This is a genomic window from Pseudomonas sp. GW822-FHT03F04 (assembly GCF_058801405.1).
In genome coordinates this window covers 215,534-230,616 of sequence record NZ_JBXANF010000003.1, presented here as the reverse complement: position 1 = coordinate 230,616, position 15,083 = coordinate 215,534, and the positions used below count along the sequence as shown (strand labels likewise).

Here is a 15,083-nt window from a genome sequence, read left to right as displayed (position 1 = left end):
ACGACCTCAGTGTTCAAGACGAGGGCGCAGTATACAGACTCGGGGAAAAGGGGATTTGTTGCTGATCAACAGAGGGAAGGCACCCGCCACTGTGGGAGCACGCTGGCTCCCACAGGGATCTGGATCGGCTTATCAGTGGCCGGCGGTTTTCGAGAACAGCTGGATCACCACCACGCCGAGCACGATCAAGCCCATCCCGAGCATCGCCGGGATATCCAGCTTCTGTCCGTAGATGAACAGTGCCGCGATGCTGACCATCACGATGCCCATGCCGGCCCACACCGCGTAGGCCACGCCCACCGGCACGCTGCGCACTACCAGCGTCAGCATCCAGAACGCGATGCCGTAGCCGACGATGACCAGCACCAGTGGCAATGGTGTGCTGAAGCCTTTGACGGCTTTCATCGAAACGGTCGCGATCACTTCGGCGCAAATGGCGATGGCCAGGTAGACGTAAGCGTTCATGTTCAAATCCTCGTGTGAAGCGTTGCTTTCTGAGGCGGCATTCTAGTGACTCCCCAGATGGGGTAAAGTCATTACCTATCTGTTTACAAGATGGGTTGGCCGATGAGCATGCAGTGGAATCTGGATCAGTTACGCGTGTTCGTCGCGGTCGCCGAACAGCGTTCGTTCTCCGCCGTGGCGCGCCAGCAGCGCAAGGCGCAGTCGGCAATCAGTAGTGCGATCGCGATGCTGGAGGACGACCTCGGTGTCAGTCTGTTCGAGCGTAGCAGCGGTCGCCAGCCGAGTCTTACCGAAGCGGGTGAAGCCTTGCTCGAAGAGGCGCGGGAAGTCCTGCGTCAGTGCGAGCGCCTGAACGGCCGGGCCATGGCCATGTTGCGCGGTCAGGAGGCGCAACTGCGGGTGGCTCAGGATGAGGCGATGCCTTATCAGGCACTGGTGGAAAGCTTCGGCGCACTGGCCGAGCAGTTTCCGAGTCTGGAAGTGCAGCTGACCAGTGCCGCCCAGGGCGAAGTCTCGCGCAAACTGGTGGAGCGCCGAGCCGATCTCGGGCTGCTGTTCTATCACGACGAAATCCCCGAAGCGCTGGAGCGCCGGGTGTTGGGCAGCGTGGAAATGGTCACGGTGTGTGGCGTCAATCACCCGCTGGCGGCGCAGTCCCGGGTCAATTGCCAGCAACTGGCGCAACATCGGCAACTGTTGATGTCGACCCAGACCAGCGTCTACCCCGGCAGTGAACCGGCCAGCCCGCAGGTGTGGCGCGCCGACAGTTTCTACGTGATGGCCGAATGGCTGGTGCGCGACCTCGGCTGGGCCTGGCTGCCGCGCCACGTGGTGCAGTATTCGGCGTATCAAGGGCTGATGGTGGAACTCGACAGCGAATGGACGCCGCCGGCGCTGGTGGTGGAACTGGTCTGGCGCCGTGACGAACCGCTGGGGCCGGCGGCGCGTTGGCTGGCGGAGCGATTTGCCATACACCTGCGGGCGATCGGCGGCAAAAGCCGATAAACTCCGCCGCCATGAATAGAACTCTCTACACCGCGCTGTTTTACCTGGGGCTGCCATTGGTGGCGATTCGGCTATGGCTGCGTTCGCGCAAGGCGCCGGCGTATGCCAAACGGATTGGTGAACGCTTCTCCTATGGGATGCCGACGCTGCAACCTGGCGGCATCTGGGTCCACGCAGTGTCGGTGGGCGAAAGCATCGCGGCCGCGCCGATGGTCCGCGCGCTGCTGCAACGTTATCCACAGCTGCCGATCACCGTGACCTGCATGACGCCGACCGGGTCGGAGCGCATCCATGCGATGTTCGCCGACGAACCGCGCATCCAGCACTGCTACCTGCCTTACGATTTGCCGTGCGCGGCGGCGCGTTTTCTCGATCGCGTGCAGCCGAAGCTGGCGGTGATCATGGAAACTGAACTCTGGCCCAACCACATTCACCAATGCGCCAAACGCGGGATCCCGGTGGCGTTGGCCAACGGACGCTTGTCCGAGCGTTCGGCCAAAGGCTATGCCCGGTTCAGCAAACTGACCGCGCCAATGCTCGCCGAAATGAGCCTGTTCGCCGTGCAGACCGAAGCGGAAGCCCAGCGTTTCCGTGATTTGGGCGCACGCCCTGAGACAGTCGAAGTCACCGGCTCGATCAAGTTCGACCTGACCATCGACCCGCAGCTGTTGCAACGCGCCGCTGAACTGCGCGGCCAATGGCAGGCGCAGGAGCGTCCGGTGTGGATCGCCGCCAGCACCCATGAAGGCGAAGACGAGGTGGTGTTGAACGCCCATCGCCGTTTACTGGCCAACCATCCCGATGCGTTGCTGATTCTGGTGCCGCGCCATCCGGAGCGTTTCAACTCAGTGTTCGAACTGTGCCAGCGCGAAGGTTTCGCCACGGTGCGTCGTTCGACCGGCGCGAGTGTCGATGCGCAGACTTCGGTGCTGCTCGGCGACACCATGGGCGAGTTGCTGTTTCTCTACGCCCTGGCCGACAGCGCGTTTGTCGGTGGCAGCCTGGTGCCCAACGGCGGACATAACCTGCTGGAACCGGCAGCGCTGGCGAAACCGGTGATCAGCGGCCCGCACCTGTTCAACTTCCTCGACATCGCCGCACAACTGCGCAGCGCCGGGGCGTTGGCCGAAGTGGATGACGCCGAAGGTCTGGCGACAGAAGTGCAGCGACTGTTCGAACTGCCGCGCGACGCACAGCGCATGGCCGAAGCCGGATTGAGCGTGATGCGCCGCAATCAGGGCGCGTTGCAGCGCTTGCTCGATGGCCTGGGAAGGTTGATCGACCGCCCATAAAAAAACGCAGCCTCAGGGCTGCGTTTTTTGTTTAAGGCCGGGCCTTGAGCTGTGCTTCCGCAGCCTTGGCCAGATCCGGCGGCAGGAAATCCTTGTCCGGGTTGTAGTCGGCCTTCAGATAACGTGTCAGGTCCTGCAAGTCGCCCGGGTTCAAGGTGCCCGCGGCCTGCTTCAGGCGCAGGTTGTCGAGGATGTAGTCGTAACGGGTGTTGTTGTAGTTGCGCACCGAGGTGTAGAGCTGGCGCTGGGCGTCGAGCACGTCGACGATGTTGCGCGTCCCCACCTGATAACCGATTTCCGTGGCTTCCACCGCGCTCTGGTTGGAGATGATCGACTGGCGGCGCGCCTGCACCTGCTCGACGTCGGTGTTCACCGCGCGATGCAGGTTGCGGGTGTTTTCCACGATCTGCCGGCGCAGGCTTTCGCGCTGCTGCTCGCTCTGATCCAGTTGCGCGTAGGACTGGCGCACCTGGGAGCTGGTCAGCCCGCCGCTGTAGATCGGGATGTTCAGTTGCAGGCCCACGGTGCTCTGCTCGACGTTGCCACTGTACGGCGTACCGAAGGCATTCGGGTTGGCGAATCCGAGGGCGTCGTTGTCGCCTTTTTCGTATTTGGCCACGGCGTCGAGGGTCGGCAAGTGGCCGGCCTTGCGTTGCTTCAGCGTTTGCTCGGCGGAGCTGACGGCAAAGTTGCTGGCCAGCAGGTTGAGGTTCTGTTTCGCGGCGGTGTCGACCCAGGCCTTGGCGTCGTTCGGCGCCGGAGGCAGGATCGGCAGGGTGTGGACGATGCCCTGGATCGAGTTGTACTGGCGGTTGGTCAGGGTGATCAGCGCTTCGAATGCATCATCGACCTGACGCTGGGCGACGATCCGGTTGGCGCGGGCGGTGTCGTAACTGGCTTGCGATTGCAGCACGTCGGTCTTGTCCGACAGGCCCACGTCGAAGCGCTCGTTGGACTGGTCGAGCTGGCGCTTGAACGCGGCTTCTTCGGCTTTGGTCGAGGCCAGGTTGTCCTGGCTGCGCAGCACGTTGAAATAGCTTTCGGCCGATTGCAGGATCAGGTTCTGCTCGGTGGCCGAGAGTTGCAGCGCGGCTTGCTCGTTGACGTCCTTGGCGGCCTGGTACTGGAACCAGCGATCGGCGCGGAACAGCGGCTGTGCCAGCGTCGCCTGATAGGAATGCGCGCTGCGGTTGGCGGTGGCCGAAGGCTGGTCGATCGAGGTACGCACGTTGGCGGTTTCGGCGCCGCCGGACAGGTTCGGCAGCAAGCCCGCGCGGGCCTGAGGCACGACTTCTTTCTGGGCACCGTACTGGGCGCGGGCGGCGGCCAGATCGGCGTTGTTGTCGACCGCTTCCTGATAGACGCTGACCAGATCGGTCTTGGTCGACAAGGGCGCTTCTGCTGCCCAGACCATTGCGTTGGACGCACAAGACACGGCAACAGCCAGTGAGAGTTTGCGCAGCATGAGGCGATCCCTAGCATGAATATTATGGAAATAATCCGGGCGCCAAAGGTAGGGCGCGGGCACTGCATCGTCAAGGCCTGGCGCCAAGGCGCGGCAGGGCAAGGCGAGTGTAGTTGTGCATTGAGGCGCTCACAATCCTGTCGGCCGCCGCAATTGCGCCATTCATCATGGTGTTTGCCACGGTGTTGGCGTTCTTTGCCGGTTGTGTCTAGACTGGCCGGGTTCTTGTCGGGGTGCCTTGCTATGAGGCTGAGATCGAATAATTTCGGATCCCGTTGAACCTGATCAGGTTAGCGCCTGCGTAGGGAACAAGATTTCTCGTCACCCGGCGAGTCCTCTTGTGCTTCGTCCGGGAAATTGTTCGACAATCGAACGCTCGACGACGATGCACAGCACCAGTCCTGGTGCGTCCGTGCCTTTCAGGTTCTGCTCCGACAATCCACTGCCTGGATGCTGTCTGGAGAGCCCGTGATGACTACAAAATCTAAAAACGCGATCAACCTGAGTGACTCGGCCAAGGTCGATGAACAGTCGGTTCAACCGTTCACCCGTTCGCAAAAAGTCTACGTTCAGGGCTCCCGCCCGGACATCCGCGTGCCGATGCGCGAAATCACCCTCGATGTGACCCCGACCGACTTCGGCGGCGAAATCAACGCGCCGGTCACCGTCTACGACACCTCTGGCCCGTACACCGATCCGAACGTGGTGATCGACGTACGCAAAGGTCTGGGCGATGTGCGTTCGGCGTGGATCGACGACCGTGGCGACACCGAGCGCCTGCCAGGCCTGAGCTCGAACTTCGGCCAGCAACGCCTTGCCGACGCCGAACTGACCAAACTGCGTTTCGCCCACGTCAACAACCCGCGCCGCGCCAAGGCCGGGGCCAACGTCAGCCAGATGCACTACGCCCGCCAAGGCATCATCACCGCCGAGATGGAATACGTCGCCATCCGCGAAAACATGAAGCTGCAGGAGGCCCGCGCTGCCGGCCTGTTGAAGCAGCAGCACGCCGGCCACAGCTTCGGCGCGAGCATCCCGAAAGAAATCACCCCTGAGTTCGTGCGTGAAGAAATCGCCCGTGGCCGCGCGATCATTCCGGCCAACATCAACCACGTCGAACTGGAACCGATGATCATCGGTCGCAACTTCCTGGTGAAGATCAACGGCAATATCGGCAACAGCGCACTGGGTTCGTCCATCGAAGAAGAAGTGGCGAAACTGACCTGGGGCATTCGCTGGGGTTCGGACACCGTCATGGACTTGTCCACCGGCAAACACATTCACGAAACCCGCGAGTGGATCATCCGCAACTCGCCGGTGCCGATCGGCACCGTGCCGATTTATCAGGCGCTGGAAAAGGTTAACGGCGTCGCCGAAGACCTGACCTGGGAGCTGTTCCGCGACACGCTGATCGAGCAGGCGGAGCAGGGCGTCGACTACTTCACCATCCACGCCGGCGTACTGTTGCGCTACGTGCCGCTGACCGCCAAGCGCGTGACCGGCATCGTTTCCCGTGGCGGTTCGATCATGGCCAAGTGGTGCCTGGCGCACCACAAAGAGAACTTCCTCTACACCCACTTCGACGAAATCTGCGAAATCATGAAGGCCTACGACGTCAGCTTCTCGCTGGGCGACGGCCTGCGTCCGGGCTCGATTGCCGACGCCAACGATGAAGCGCAATTCGGCGAGCTGGAGACCCTCGGCGAGCTGACCAAGATCGCCTGGAAACACGACGTGCAATGCATGATCGAAGGCCCGGGCCACGTGCCGATGCAGTTGATCAAGGAGAACATGGACAAGCAGCTGGAGTGCTGCGACGAGGCGCCGTTCTACACCCTCGGCCCGCTGACCACCGACATTGCACCGGGCTACGACCACATCACCTCCGGTATCGGTGCGGCGATGATCGGCTGGTTCGGTTGCGCGATGCTCTGCTACGTGACGCCGAAGGAGCACCTGGGTCTGCCGAACAAGGATGACGTGAAAACCGGGATCATCACCTACAAGATCGCCGCTCACGCCGCGGACTTGGCCAAAGGACATCCGGGCGCGCAGATCCGCGACAACGCCTTGAGCAAGGCGCGGTTCGAATTCCGTTGGGAAGACCAGTTCAACCTTGGCCTGGACCCGGACACCGCCCGTTCGTATCACGATGAAACCCTGCCGAAGGACTCGGCGAAGGTCGCGCATTTCTGTTCGATGTGCGGGCCGAAATTCTGCTCGATGAAGATCACTCAGGAAGTCCGCGAATACGCGGCCAACCAGCGGATCGACGCGGTCGACGTGGACGTCGCCCAGGGCCTGGCGGAACAGGCCGAGCGGTTCAAGAAGGAAGGCAGTCAGCTGTACAAGAAGGTTTGATCTGACCTGAGTCGGGCGGCGTTCGCGCCGCCGCGATGACGATCGAAAAACAACAAATGTCCCTCTGAGATAACACCCTTGAGCATTCAACCCGGTACTTATTCCCCCGACCTCGCCGTGCCCGCCGACAAGCGGGTATTCGGCGGTCGCGATCTGTTTTCCCTGTGGTTTTCCCTCGGCATCGGCCTGATGGTATTGCAGACCGGTGCGCTGCTGGCGCCGGGGCTGGGACTGTCGGGATCGCTGCTGGCGATCTTCCTCGGCACGCTGGTCGGCGTCCTGTTGCTGGCCGCCGTTGGCGTGATCGGCAGCGACACCGGCCTGTCGTCGATGGCCGCGCTGAAACTCAGCCTCGGCCGCCAGGGCGCGAGCCTGCCGGCGCTGCTCAATCTGCTGCAACTGATCGGTTGGGGCTCGTTCGAAATCATCGTCATGCGCGACGCCGCCAGCCTGCTCGGCACCCGTGCATTCAGCGAAGGTTCGCTGTGGGCCAGCCCGATGTTGTGGACGTTGTGCTTCGGTGCACTGGCGACGCTGCTCGCCGTCAGCGGTCCGCTGACATTCGTGCGCAAGATCCTGCGCAAATGGGGTATCTGGCTGATTCTGGCCGCGTGCATCTGGCTGACCTGGAACCTGTTCGCCAAGGCCGATCTGGGCGCCTTGTGGGCACAGGCCGGGGATGGTTCTATGCCGTTCGCCGTGGGCTTCGACATTGCCATCGCGATGCCGCTGTCATGGCTGCCGCTGATTGCCGACTACTCGCGTTTCGGCAAGAAGGCGAAAAACGTGTTCGGTGGTACGGCGATCGGTTTCTTCATCGGCAACTTCTGGCTGATGAGCCTGGGCGTCGCCTACACCCTGGCCTTTGCGCCGAGCGGTGAAGTCAACGCGTTGCTGCTGGCGCTGGCCGGTGCCGGTCTGGGGATTCCGTTGCTGCTGATCCTGTTGGACGAGTCGGAAAACGCCTTTGCCGACATTCACTCGGCAGCGGTTTCCAGCGGGATTCTGTTGCGTCTGAAAGTCGAGCATCTGGCGCTGGCCATCGGCGTGATCTGCACCCTGATCGCCTTGCTCGCGCCACTGGCGCAATACCAGAACTTCCTGCTGTTGATCGGCTCGGTGTTCGCGCCGCTGTTCGGCGTGGTGCTGGTGGATCACTTCATCCTGCGCAAACGCAGTGGCCAGGTGGCTTCGGCCGCATTGCGCTGGCCGGCGTTGTTGGCCTGGCTGGGTGGCATCAGCACCTATCACTTGCTGGCCAACCTGTATCCGGATGTCGGCGCAACCCTGCCGGCGCTGGTCCTGGCAGGGCTGCTGCAGCTGGTGCTCGGTCGGGCTTTCAGTTACGGCCGGGAAACAGCTCGGGCTTGATGATGCCGTTCAGGCGCGGGTAAGGGATCTTCAGTTCGACGTGGCCCAGCGCATAAGGCGCGATAGTGGTCACGTCGTACTTGAGGATCACGCCGCCGTAAGTCAGCGCCACGTGCGGGGTTTTGACGAACGGCCAGTTCTTCACATATTCCGGTTCCTGATCCAGCTTGGTGCTGATCAGCCAGCTGTTATGCGCCACTTGCGCAGCCTTCCAGAACGCTTCTTCCTGACCCGGCACCAACATGTCCGACAGGCTCAGCACCTTGTGCTGTTGGCGCGAATAGTTGATGAAGCCACGACCCGGTGTGCCATGGGCGCCGCCGGTATCCAGGTAGCTCGACACTTCGACAATCACCAGACCGTCATGCTGCTCGCGTACTTTCGCCTGCAAATAGCTGCTGTTGCGCGGGCCGGCAGTGCGCAGGAACTGCTCGCGATAGGCGGCCAGGGTCGGCGCTACCGGTGCATCCGGCGATGTGCGGGTGAATTGCAGCAGGCGTTTTTCGATGATGCCATCCAGTGCAGGCTCTGCCGGGAAGTGCAGAGTGTCGATGTTCACCAGTGGGCAGTCAGGGTTGGAGCAACCGGGTTTCAGTGTTTCCGAGGCGTCGCGGGTGGTTTCCAGCGGCGTCCGGTAGTTGGGCTGGAACAGGCTGGCGCAAGCGCCCAGGGTCAGGGCGATGGCGGCCACGGAGGCAATTTTGAAAAGCGACATGGGCGTCCTTTCTGAAACAGGGGAAGGCAAAAAGTTACCGCTTCGACTCTCTACGAAGCAGTCAGTTCGCCACTAAGCTAATTAGAGTGGGTTTCACCTCCACCGTCCATCCCGCTGACGGTAAAGGGGCTGCATCAAACGTCACGGGCGCGTTAGGATGGCGCGAAGTCGAGGTTGCAGGTAGCAAAAATGAACCTCGTATAGGATTTGCAGTAAACGAGGATGCTCATGACCGATTTTGCCAAAGCCATTCCGTCCGCCATCGACATCGTGCGACGCGAGCAATGCTACAAGGGCTTCTACAAGCTCGATCGCGTGCATTTGCGCCATGAATTGTTCGCCGGTGGCATGAGCCGCGAGATCAATCGTGAAGTGTTCGTGCGACACGACGCCGTGTGCCTGCTGCCCTACGATCCGCAGCGCGATGAAGTGGTGCTGATCGAGCAGTTTCGCGTCGGCGCCATGGGCAAGACCACCAATCCCTGGCTGGTGGAGCTGGTCGCCGGTCTGATCGACAAGGAAGAAGTGCCGGAAGAAGTTGCTCGCCGCGAAGCGCAGGAGGAAGCTGGACTGGACATCAAGGCCCTGTGGCCGATGATGCAATATTTCCCGTCGCCGGGGGGCAGCAACGAGTTCGTGCATTTGTACTTGGGGCGTTGCAGCACCGAAGGCGTTGGCGGCCTGCACGGGCTGGAGGAAGAGGCAGAAGATATCCGCGTCACGGTCTGGGCCTTCGAAGATGCCCTGCAGGCTGTACGCGACGGACGGATTGCCAATGCGGCGAGCATCATCGCCTTGCAGTGGCTGGCGCTCAATCGCGCCGAAGTGAGGGGGCTATGGTCGTAAACAAACTGCGCGATCGCTATCGTGTCGACCTCGTGGGCCTGCAAGCCGCCTGCGAGGCCAACTACGCGCGCCTGATGCGACTGTTGCCGGACATGCGCCGCGAACCTGAAGCGCGGCGCATCGCCGTGACCCAGGGTGACCAGATGCTCGGCGTGCTGGCCATCGAAGTGTTGCAGGCCTGTCCGTACACCACGACCCTGCAAGTGCGTCAGGAACACAGCCTGCCCTGGCTGCCGGTGCCGCAACTGGAAGTGCAGGTCTATCACGACGCGCGCATGGCCGAAGTGATCAGCGCCGAACATGCACGACGCTTTCGCGGCATCTATCCTTACCCCAACGCGGCCATGCATCAGCCGGACGAAAAGGCCCAGCTCAATCTCTTTCTCGGAGAATGGCTGAGTCATTGTCTGGCCTGCGGTCACGAGTACGCTGCCGTTCGATAGCTTCGATAGCTGTGATAACAGCGGCAAGTTGTGAACTGCGTCCGGTTCGGCGGTTTCTTCCCGGGGGCTTCCCCCAGCATAATTGCGAACCTTTCCGACCCGGCGATCCAGCCTTGGGAGAACGCCTTGCCGAGCGTATCGACTCTGACCACCGCCGATACGGCGTTGCTGGTGCAACTGTCCGACAGTCATTTGTTCGCCGAGGCGGACGGTGCGCTGCTGGGCATGAAGACTCGCGAGAGCCTGCAAAAAGTCATCGAACTGGTGCTCGAGCAGCAGCCGCAGATCGACTTGATCGTTGCCAGCGGTGATCTGTCCCAGGACGGCACGCTGGAGTCCTACCAGCAATTTCGTCAGATGACGGCGCAGATCGACGCGCCGGCCCGCTGGATCCCCGGCAACCACGACGAACCGCAGATCATGCAGATGGCCGCGGTACAAAGTGCATTGCTGGAGCCGGTGGTGGATGTCGGTAACTGGCGCGTGACCCTGCTCGACTCGGCGGTGCCGGGCTCGGTGCCAGGGTATTTGCAGGATGACCAACTGCAATTGCTGGCGCGTTCGCTGAGCGAAGCGCCGGATCGGCATCATCTGGTGTGTTTCCACCATCACCCGGTGTCGATCGGTTGCGCCTGGATGGAGCCGATCGGCTTGCGCAATCCCGAAGCGTTTTTCGACGTGCTTGACCGTTTCCCGCAGGCCCGTGCCGTGTTGTGGGGGCATGTGCATCAAGAGATCGATCGTGAGCGCAATGGCGTGCGACTGATCGCCTCGCCGTCGACCTGCATTCAGTTCGAGCCGGGCAGTGTCGACTTCAAGGTCGGCGAGCAGTCACCGGGCTATCGCTGGTTGCGGCTGTTGCCGGACGGGCGGATCGAGACGGGCGTGGAGCGTGTCACCGATTTCCGGTTCACCGTCGATTATGGCTCCAACGGCTACTGATTCAGGGGCGCGGCGCTGATTTCCTCGGGTGCTGGCCCAACACCCCCTGACTCCCTGTAAACTCCGCTTTCTTTAGCCGACACCCAGGGAGCTCAAATGTCCGGTTCGATCCTCTATATCCACGGTTTCAACAGCGCACCGGCCTCGAAGAAGGCCTGTCAGCTGGTCGAGGTGATGGAGCGGTTGGGTTTGAGCGATCAATTGCGTGTCCCGGCGCTGCATCACCACCCGCGTGAAGCCATCGGTCAGCTGGAGCAGGCAATCGCCGAACTCGGCCGGCCGTTGCTGGTGGGAAGCTCGCTCGGCGGCTACTATGCGACTCACCTGGCCGAGCGCCATGGCCTGAAAGCCCTGCTGGTCAACCCGGCCGTCAGTCCGCACCGGATGTTCGACGGATACCTGGGGACGCAGAAAAACCTGTACACCGACGAAACCTGGGAATTGACCCACGACCATGTGACGGCCCTGGCCGAACTGGAAGTGCCGGCACCGCAGGATTCGCAGCGGTATCAGGTGTGGTTGCAGACCGGGGACGAAACGCTGGACTATCGCCATGCCCAGCAGTATTACCGGGCCTGTGCCTTGCGCATCCAGGCCGGCGGCGACCATAGTTTTCAGGGGTTCGCCGGGCAATTGCCGGCGTTGCTGAGTTTTGCCGGCATTGGCGCCGATTTGTTTCAGGCAATCGATTTCACCGCGCTGTGAGCGGTTGCCCCATTAATTCCTTATTCACCGAACACTGACGACGAGACCTTATGGCCACTCCCAGCGCTAGCTCCTATAACGCCGACGCCATCGAAGTCCTCTCGGGCCTCGACCCGGTGCGCAAACGCCCGGGCATGTACACCGACACCAGTCGGCCGAACCACCTTGCCCAGGAAGTCATCGACAACAGTGTCGACGAAGCCCTGGCCGGCCACGCCAAATCGATCCAGGTCATCCTCCACGCCGACCACTCGCTGGAAGTCTGCGATGACGGTCGCGGCATGCCGGTCGACATCCACCCGGAAGAGGGTGTGTCGGGCGTTGAGCTGATCCTCACCAAGCTCCATGCGGGCGGCAAGTTTTCCAACAAGAACTACCAGTTCTCCGGCGGTCTGCACGGGGTGGGTATTTCCGTGGTCAACGCCTTGTCGACCCAGGTGCGGGTGCGGGTCAAGCGTGACGGCAACGAATACGAGATGACCTTCGCCGACGGCTACAAGGCCACCGATCTGCAAGTGATCGGCACCGTCGGCAAGCGCAATACCGGGACCAGCGTGTACTTCGCGCCGGACCCGAAATACTTCGATTCGCCAAAATTCTCCATCAGCCGCCTCAAGCACGTGCTCAAGGCCAAGGCCGTGCTGTGCCCGGGTCTGCTGATCAGCTTCGAAGACAAAGGCACCGGCGAAAAGGTCGAGTGGCATTACGAAGATGGCCTGCGCTCCTATCTGGTAGACGCGGTCAGCGAATTCGAGCGTCTGCCGGACGCGCCGTTCTGCGGCAATCTGGCCGGGACCAAGGAAGCGGTCGAATGGGCCCTGCTGTGGCTGCCGGAAGGCGGCACCTCGGTCACCGAAAGCTACGTCAACCTGATCCCGACGGAGCAGGGCGGCACCCACGTCAACGGTCTGCGTCAGGGCCTGCTCGACGCGATGCGCGAGTTCTGCGAATTCCGCAGCCTGCTGCCGCGCGGCGTGAAGCTGGCGCCGGAAGACGTCTGGGAACGCATCGCCTTCGTGCTGTCGATGAAGATGCAGGAGCCGCAATTCTCCGGCCAGACCAAGGAGCGTCTGTCCTCCCGTGAAGCGGCGGCGTTTGTCTCCGGCGTGGTCAAGGACGCGTTCAGCCTGTGGCTTAACGCCAACCCGGAAACCGGTCTGGCGTTGGCGGAGCTGGCAATCAGCAACGCCGGCCGTCGCCTGAAGGCCAGCAAGAAAGTCGAGCGCAAGCGCATCACCCAGGGGCCGGCATTGCCGGGCAAACTGGCCGATTGCGCCGGGCAGGACCCGATGCGTTCCGAGCTGTTCCTGGTGGAAGGTGATTCCGCCGGCGGTTCGGCCAAGCAGGCGCGGGACAAGGAATTCCAGGCGATCCTGCCGTTGCGCGGCAAGATCCTCAACACCTGGGAAGTCGACGGCAGCGAAGTGCTCGCCAGCCAGGAAGTGCACAACATCGCCGTGGCCATCGGCGTCGATCCGGGCGCCGAGGACATGAGCCAGCTGCGTTACGGCAAGATCTGCATCCTCGCCGACGCCGACTCCGACGGTCTGCACATCGCCACGTTGTTGTGCGCCTTGTTCGTCCAGCATTTCCGCCCGCTGGTGGATGCCGGTCACGTCTACGTCGCGATGCCGCCGCTGTACCGCATCGACCTGGGCAAAGAGATTTTCTACGCCCTGGACGACGCCGAGCGCGACGGGATCCTCGACCGTCTGGTGGCCGAGAAGAAGCGCGGCAAGCCGCAGGTCACCCGATTCAAGGGTCTGGGTGAAATGAACCCGCCGCAACTGCGTGAAACCACCATGGACCCGAACACCCGGCGTCTGGTGCAGTTGACCCTCGGGGAGGACTTCGCCGAGACCTCGGAAATGATGGACATGCTGCTGGCGAAGAAACGCGCCGGCGACCGCAAGACCTGGCTCGAATCCAAGGGCAACCTCGCCGAGGTTCTGGCCTGATGCGGTTTGGCTGGGTCTTGGCGGGTGCGTTGCTGCTGGGGTCGATGACGGCGTCGGCGGAGCCTGTGCAAGAACTGCGCGTGCTCGCCGAACACCCGGTCGAAGGCATGCGCGGCGGCAACCTGTCGGGGCTGGCCCTGTGCGGCAACGAGTTGTGGACGGTGTCGGATCGCGATGATGATCAGATCTACCGTCTCGATACTCGCGATGCCGTCTGGCAGGCGACTGCCGTGCGCATCGATCCGCCGCCAGTCCCCGACAGCGGCTTGCCGTGGGGCATCAAGTCACGGACCTGGGCGGCGTCGTTCGTTCGCGGTGGTGATCTGGATTTCGAAGGGATCACCTGCGACAGCGCCGGCAATCGCTACATTGTCAGCGAAGGCCACGCAGCCGTATTGCAAGTACCGCCGCAAGGGCCGTCGTCATGGCTGAAAATCTCGCCGATGATGGTGCGCGAAGCGCGGGCCAGTGGCCTGCTGCTGCAATTCAATGCGATTTTCGAAGGCCTGGCGATCAATCCGGCGGGCGATCAGATGTGGCTGGCTGCCGAACGGCAAAGCCGTGGTTTGTTGCTGATCAAGCGCCAACAGACGGTGTGGGACTGTGACGGTCGCTGCGTGTTGCTGAGCGAAGGCGGGATGGAAATGCAGCCGCCGCAGTTTCCCAAGGCCAGACCGGTCAATCGGGATTTTTCCGACCTGTCATTGTTCAACGGCAAACTGTTTACCCTTGAGCGCAACGCCTACCAGATCTGTCGCCGTGATCCGCAGACGGCCAAGGTCGAGCTTTGCTGGTCGTACGCGGCCGAGCTGTTACAGGGCAATCGTCGTTACGCGCAGAACTTCGGGCTGGAAGAGGCGCTGGTCGTCGATGCTCAAGGCGCCTGGATCGGCGTCGACAACAATTTTGGTCCTCGCGCCGATGGCGAGGTCCGCCCGATCGTCTGGCGCTTTGCCGCGCCTGAGGGTGGCTGGAGCGCCAAGCCATGAGTCAGCAACCGCCGGGCAAGCGCGCCGGGCGTGTGCTGATGATTCTGGCCTGGTGCGCGGCGCTGTTTCTGGCCACACGGTTTTTCGGCCAGTGGGAAGACCGCCAGCGTAATCCCAATGCAGAGGTGACTTCGCAGCAGGGCAACGGCTATATCGAAGTGAAACTGATCGGCAACGCACAGGGGCATTTTGTCGTCAGCGGCCTGATCAACGGTCGGCCGGTGGAGTTCATGCTCGACACCGGCGCGACCGACGTGGCAATCCCGGCGGAGGTGGCGAAAAGCCTGAAGCTGGAAGAAGGTTTCGGTGTGACCCTGAGCACGGCCAATGGCCTGAGTCAGGGCTATCGCACCCGTATCGACCGCCTGCAACTGGGCGACATCGTGCTGCGGGACGTCCGCGCACTGGTGGCGCCGGGGCTGCATGGCGACCAGGTGCTGCTCGGCATGAGCGCCCTGAACAAACTTGAATTTACTCAGCGCGGCGGCACCATGCTGTTGCGCCAGACAACGAACCGATGAGGCCC

At 62.2% G+C, this 15,083-nt stretch carries 14 protein-coding genes and 1 riboswitch; of the genes, 11 read left to right on the top strand and 3 right to left on the bottom strand.

Annotation, left to right across the window (positions count from 1 at the left end; translation table 11 throughout):
• Positions 1 to 132 precede the first annotated feature (132 nt).
• Positions 133 to 465: a DMT family transporter gene (locus tag AC1RMX_RS07710; protein WP_096819849.1), complete on the bottom strand. Its 333-nt coding sequence runs from the start codon at positions 463 to 465 to the stop codon at positions 133 to 135.
• Positions 466 to 567: 102 nt separating this feature from the next.
• On the opposite strand from AC1RMX_RS07710, the gene AC1RMX_RS07705 reads away from it, so the two are divergent.
• Together AC1RMX_RS07705 and waaA are read left to right on the top strand one after the other, a co-directional pair.
• Positions 568 to 1,470, top strand: coding sequence for a LysR family transcriptional regulator (locus tag AC1RMX_RS07705; protein ID WP_096819848.1), 903 nt, complete (start codon positions 568 to 570; stop codon positions 1,468 to 1,470).
• An 11-nt stretch (positions 1,471 to 1,481) separates the two neighbouring features.
• Positions 1,482 to 2,762, top strand: coding sequence for a lipid IV(A) 3-deoxy-D-manno-octulosonic acid transferase (gene waaA / locus AC1RMX_RS07700; RefSeq protein ID WP_493071335.1), 1,281 nt, complete (start codon positions 1,482 to 1,484; stop codon positions 2,760 to 2,762).
• A gap of 31 nt (positions 2,763 to 2,793) precedes the next feature.
• Here the strand turns inward: waaA and AC1RMX_RS07695 are convergent, their stop codons facing one another.
• Positions 2,794 to 4,227 (bottom strand): TolC family outer membrane protein, encoded by a 1,434-nt coding sequence (locus AC1RMX_RS07695; protein WP_102620150.1) that lies wholly within the window; start codon positions 4,225 to 4,227, stop codon positions 2,794 to 2,796.
• A gap of 219 nt (positions 4,228 to 4,446) precedes the next feature.
• Positions 4,447 to 4,552: riboswitch (TPP riboswitch) on the top strand.
• 146 nt (positions 4,553 to 4,698) lie between these two features.
• Between AC1RMX_RS07695 and thiC the strand changes: the two genes are divergently transcribed.
• Positions 4,699 to 6,588: a phosphomethylpyrimidine synthase ThiC gene (gene thiC, locus AC1RMX_RS07690; RefSeq protein ID WP_096819845.1), complete on the top strand. Its 1,890-nt coding sequence runs from the start codon at positions 4,699 to 4,701 to the stop codon at positions 6,586 to 6,588.
• Positions 6,589 to 6,666: 78 nt separating this feature from the next.
• Positions 6,667 to 7,959 carry a putative hydroxymethylpyrimidine transporter CytX gene (gene cytX / locus AC1RMX_RS07685; protein ID WP_096819844.1) on the top strand — a complete coding sequence of 431 codons (1,293 nt, stop codon included), beginning with the start codon at positions 6,667 to 6,669 and terminating at the stop codon, positions 7,957 to 7,959.
• Here cytX and AC1RMX_RS07680 read toward each other — a convergent pair.
• Positions 7,928 to 8,674, bottom strand: coding sequence for an RsiV family protein (locus tag AC1RMX_RS07680; RefSeq protein WP_102620148.1), 747 nt, complete (start codon positions 8,672 to 8,674; stop codon positions 7,928 to 7,930). The genes cytX and AC1RMX_RS07680 overlap by 32 nt on opposite strands.
• A 228-nt stretch (positions 8,675 to 8,902) precedes the next feature.
• Here AC1RMX_RS07680 and AC1RMX_RS07675 point away from each other — a divergent pair, with 228 nt between their 5' ends.
• The 7 genes from AC1RMX_RS07675 to AC1RMX_RS07645 all read left to right on the top strand — a co-directional run bounded on the left by AC1RMX_RS07675 (position 8,903) and on the right by AC1RMX_RS07645 (position 15,078).
• A complete protein-coding gene (locus AC1RMX_RS07675) occupies positions 8,903 to 9,520 on the top strand; it encodes an NUDIX domain-containing protein (RefSeq protein WP_096819842.1) in 618 nt (205 codons plus the stop codon).
• The gene (locus AC1RMX_RS07670) at positions 9,511 to 9,963 is read left to right on the top strand and encodes a DUF1249 domain-containing protein (protein ID WP_096819841.1); all 453 of its coding nucleotides are present in this window, start codon (positions 9,511 to 9,513) and stop codon (positions 9,961 to 9,963) included. The genes AC1RMX_RS07675 and AC1RMX_RS07670 overlap by 10 nt, the downstream gene beginning before the upstream one ends.
• Positions 9,964 to 10,089: 126 nt before the next feature.
• Entirely contained in the window at positions 10,090 to 10,905 is an 816-nt protein-coding gene (gene cpdA, locus AC1RMX_RS07665; protein ID WP_096819840.1) for a 3',5'-cyclic-AMP phosphodiesterase, read from the top strand.
• A gap of 96 nt (positions 10,906 to 11,001) precedes the next feature.
• Positions 11,002 to 11,610: a YqiA/YcfP family alpha/beta fold hydrolase gene (locus AC1RMX_RS07660; protein WP_085711138.1), complete on the top strand. Its 609-nt coding sequence runs from the start codon at positions 11,002 to 11,004 to the stop codon at positions 11,608 to 11,610.
• Between the two features lie 50 nt (positions 11,611 to 11,660).
• Positions 11,661 to 13,568: a DNA topoisomerase IV subunit B gene (gene parE, locus AC1RMX_RS07655; RefSeq protein WP_096819839.1), complete on the top strand. Its 1,908-nt coding sequence runs from the start codon at positions 11,661 to 11,663 to the stop codon at positions 13,566 to 13,568.
• Positions 13,568 to 14,557 (top strand): esterase-like activity of phytase family protein, encoded by a 990-nt coding sequence (locus AC1RMX_RS07650; protein WP_493071332.1) that lies wholly within the window; start codon positions 13,568 to 13,570, stop codon positions 14,555 to 14,557. Before parE ends, AC1RMX_RS07650 begins: the two co-directional genes overlap by 1 nt.
• A complete protein-coding gene (locus tag AC1RMX_RS07645) occupies positions 14,554 to 15,078 on the top strand; it encodes a retropepsin-like aspartic protease family protein (RefSeq protein ID WP_096819837.1) in 525 nt (174 codons plus the stop codon). The genes AC1RMX_RS07650 and AC1RMX_RS07645 overlap by 4 nt, the downstream gene beginning before the upstream one ends.
• Positions 15,079 to 15,083: the final 5 nt, after the last annotated feature.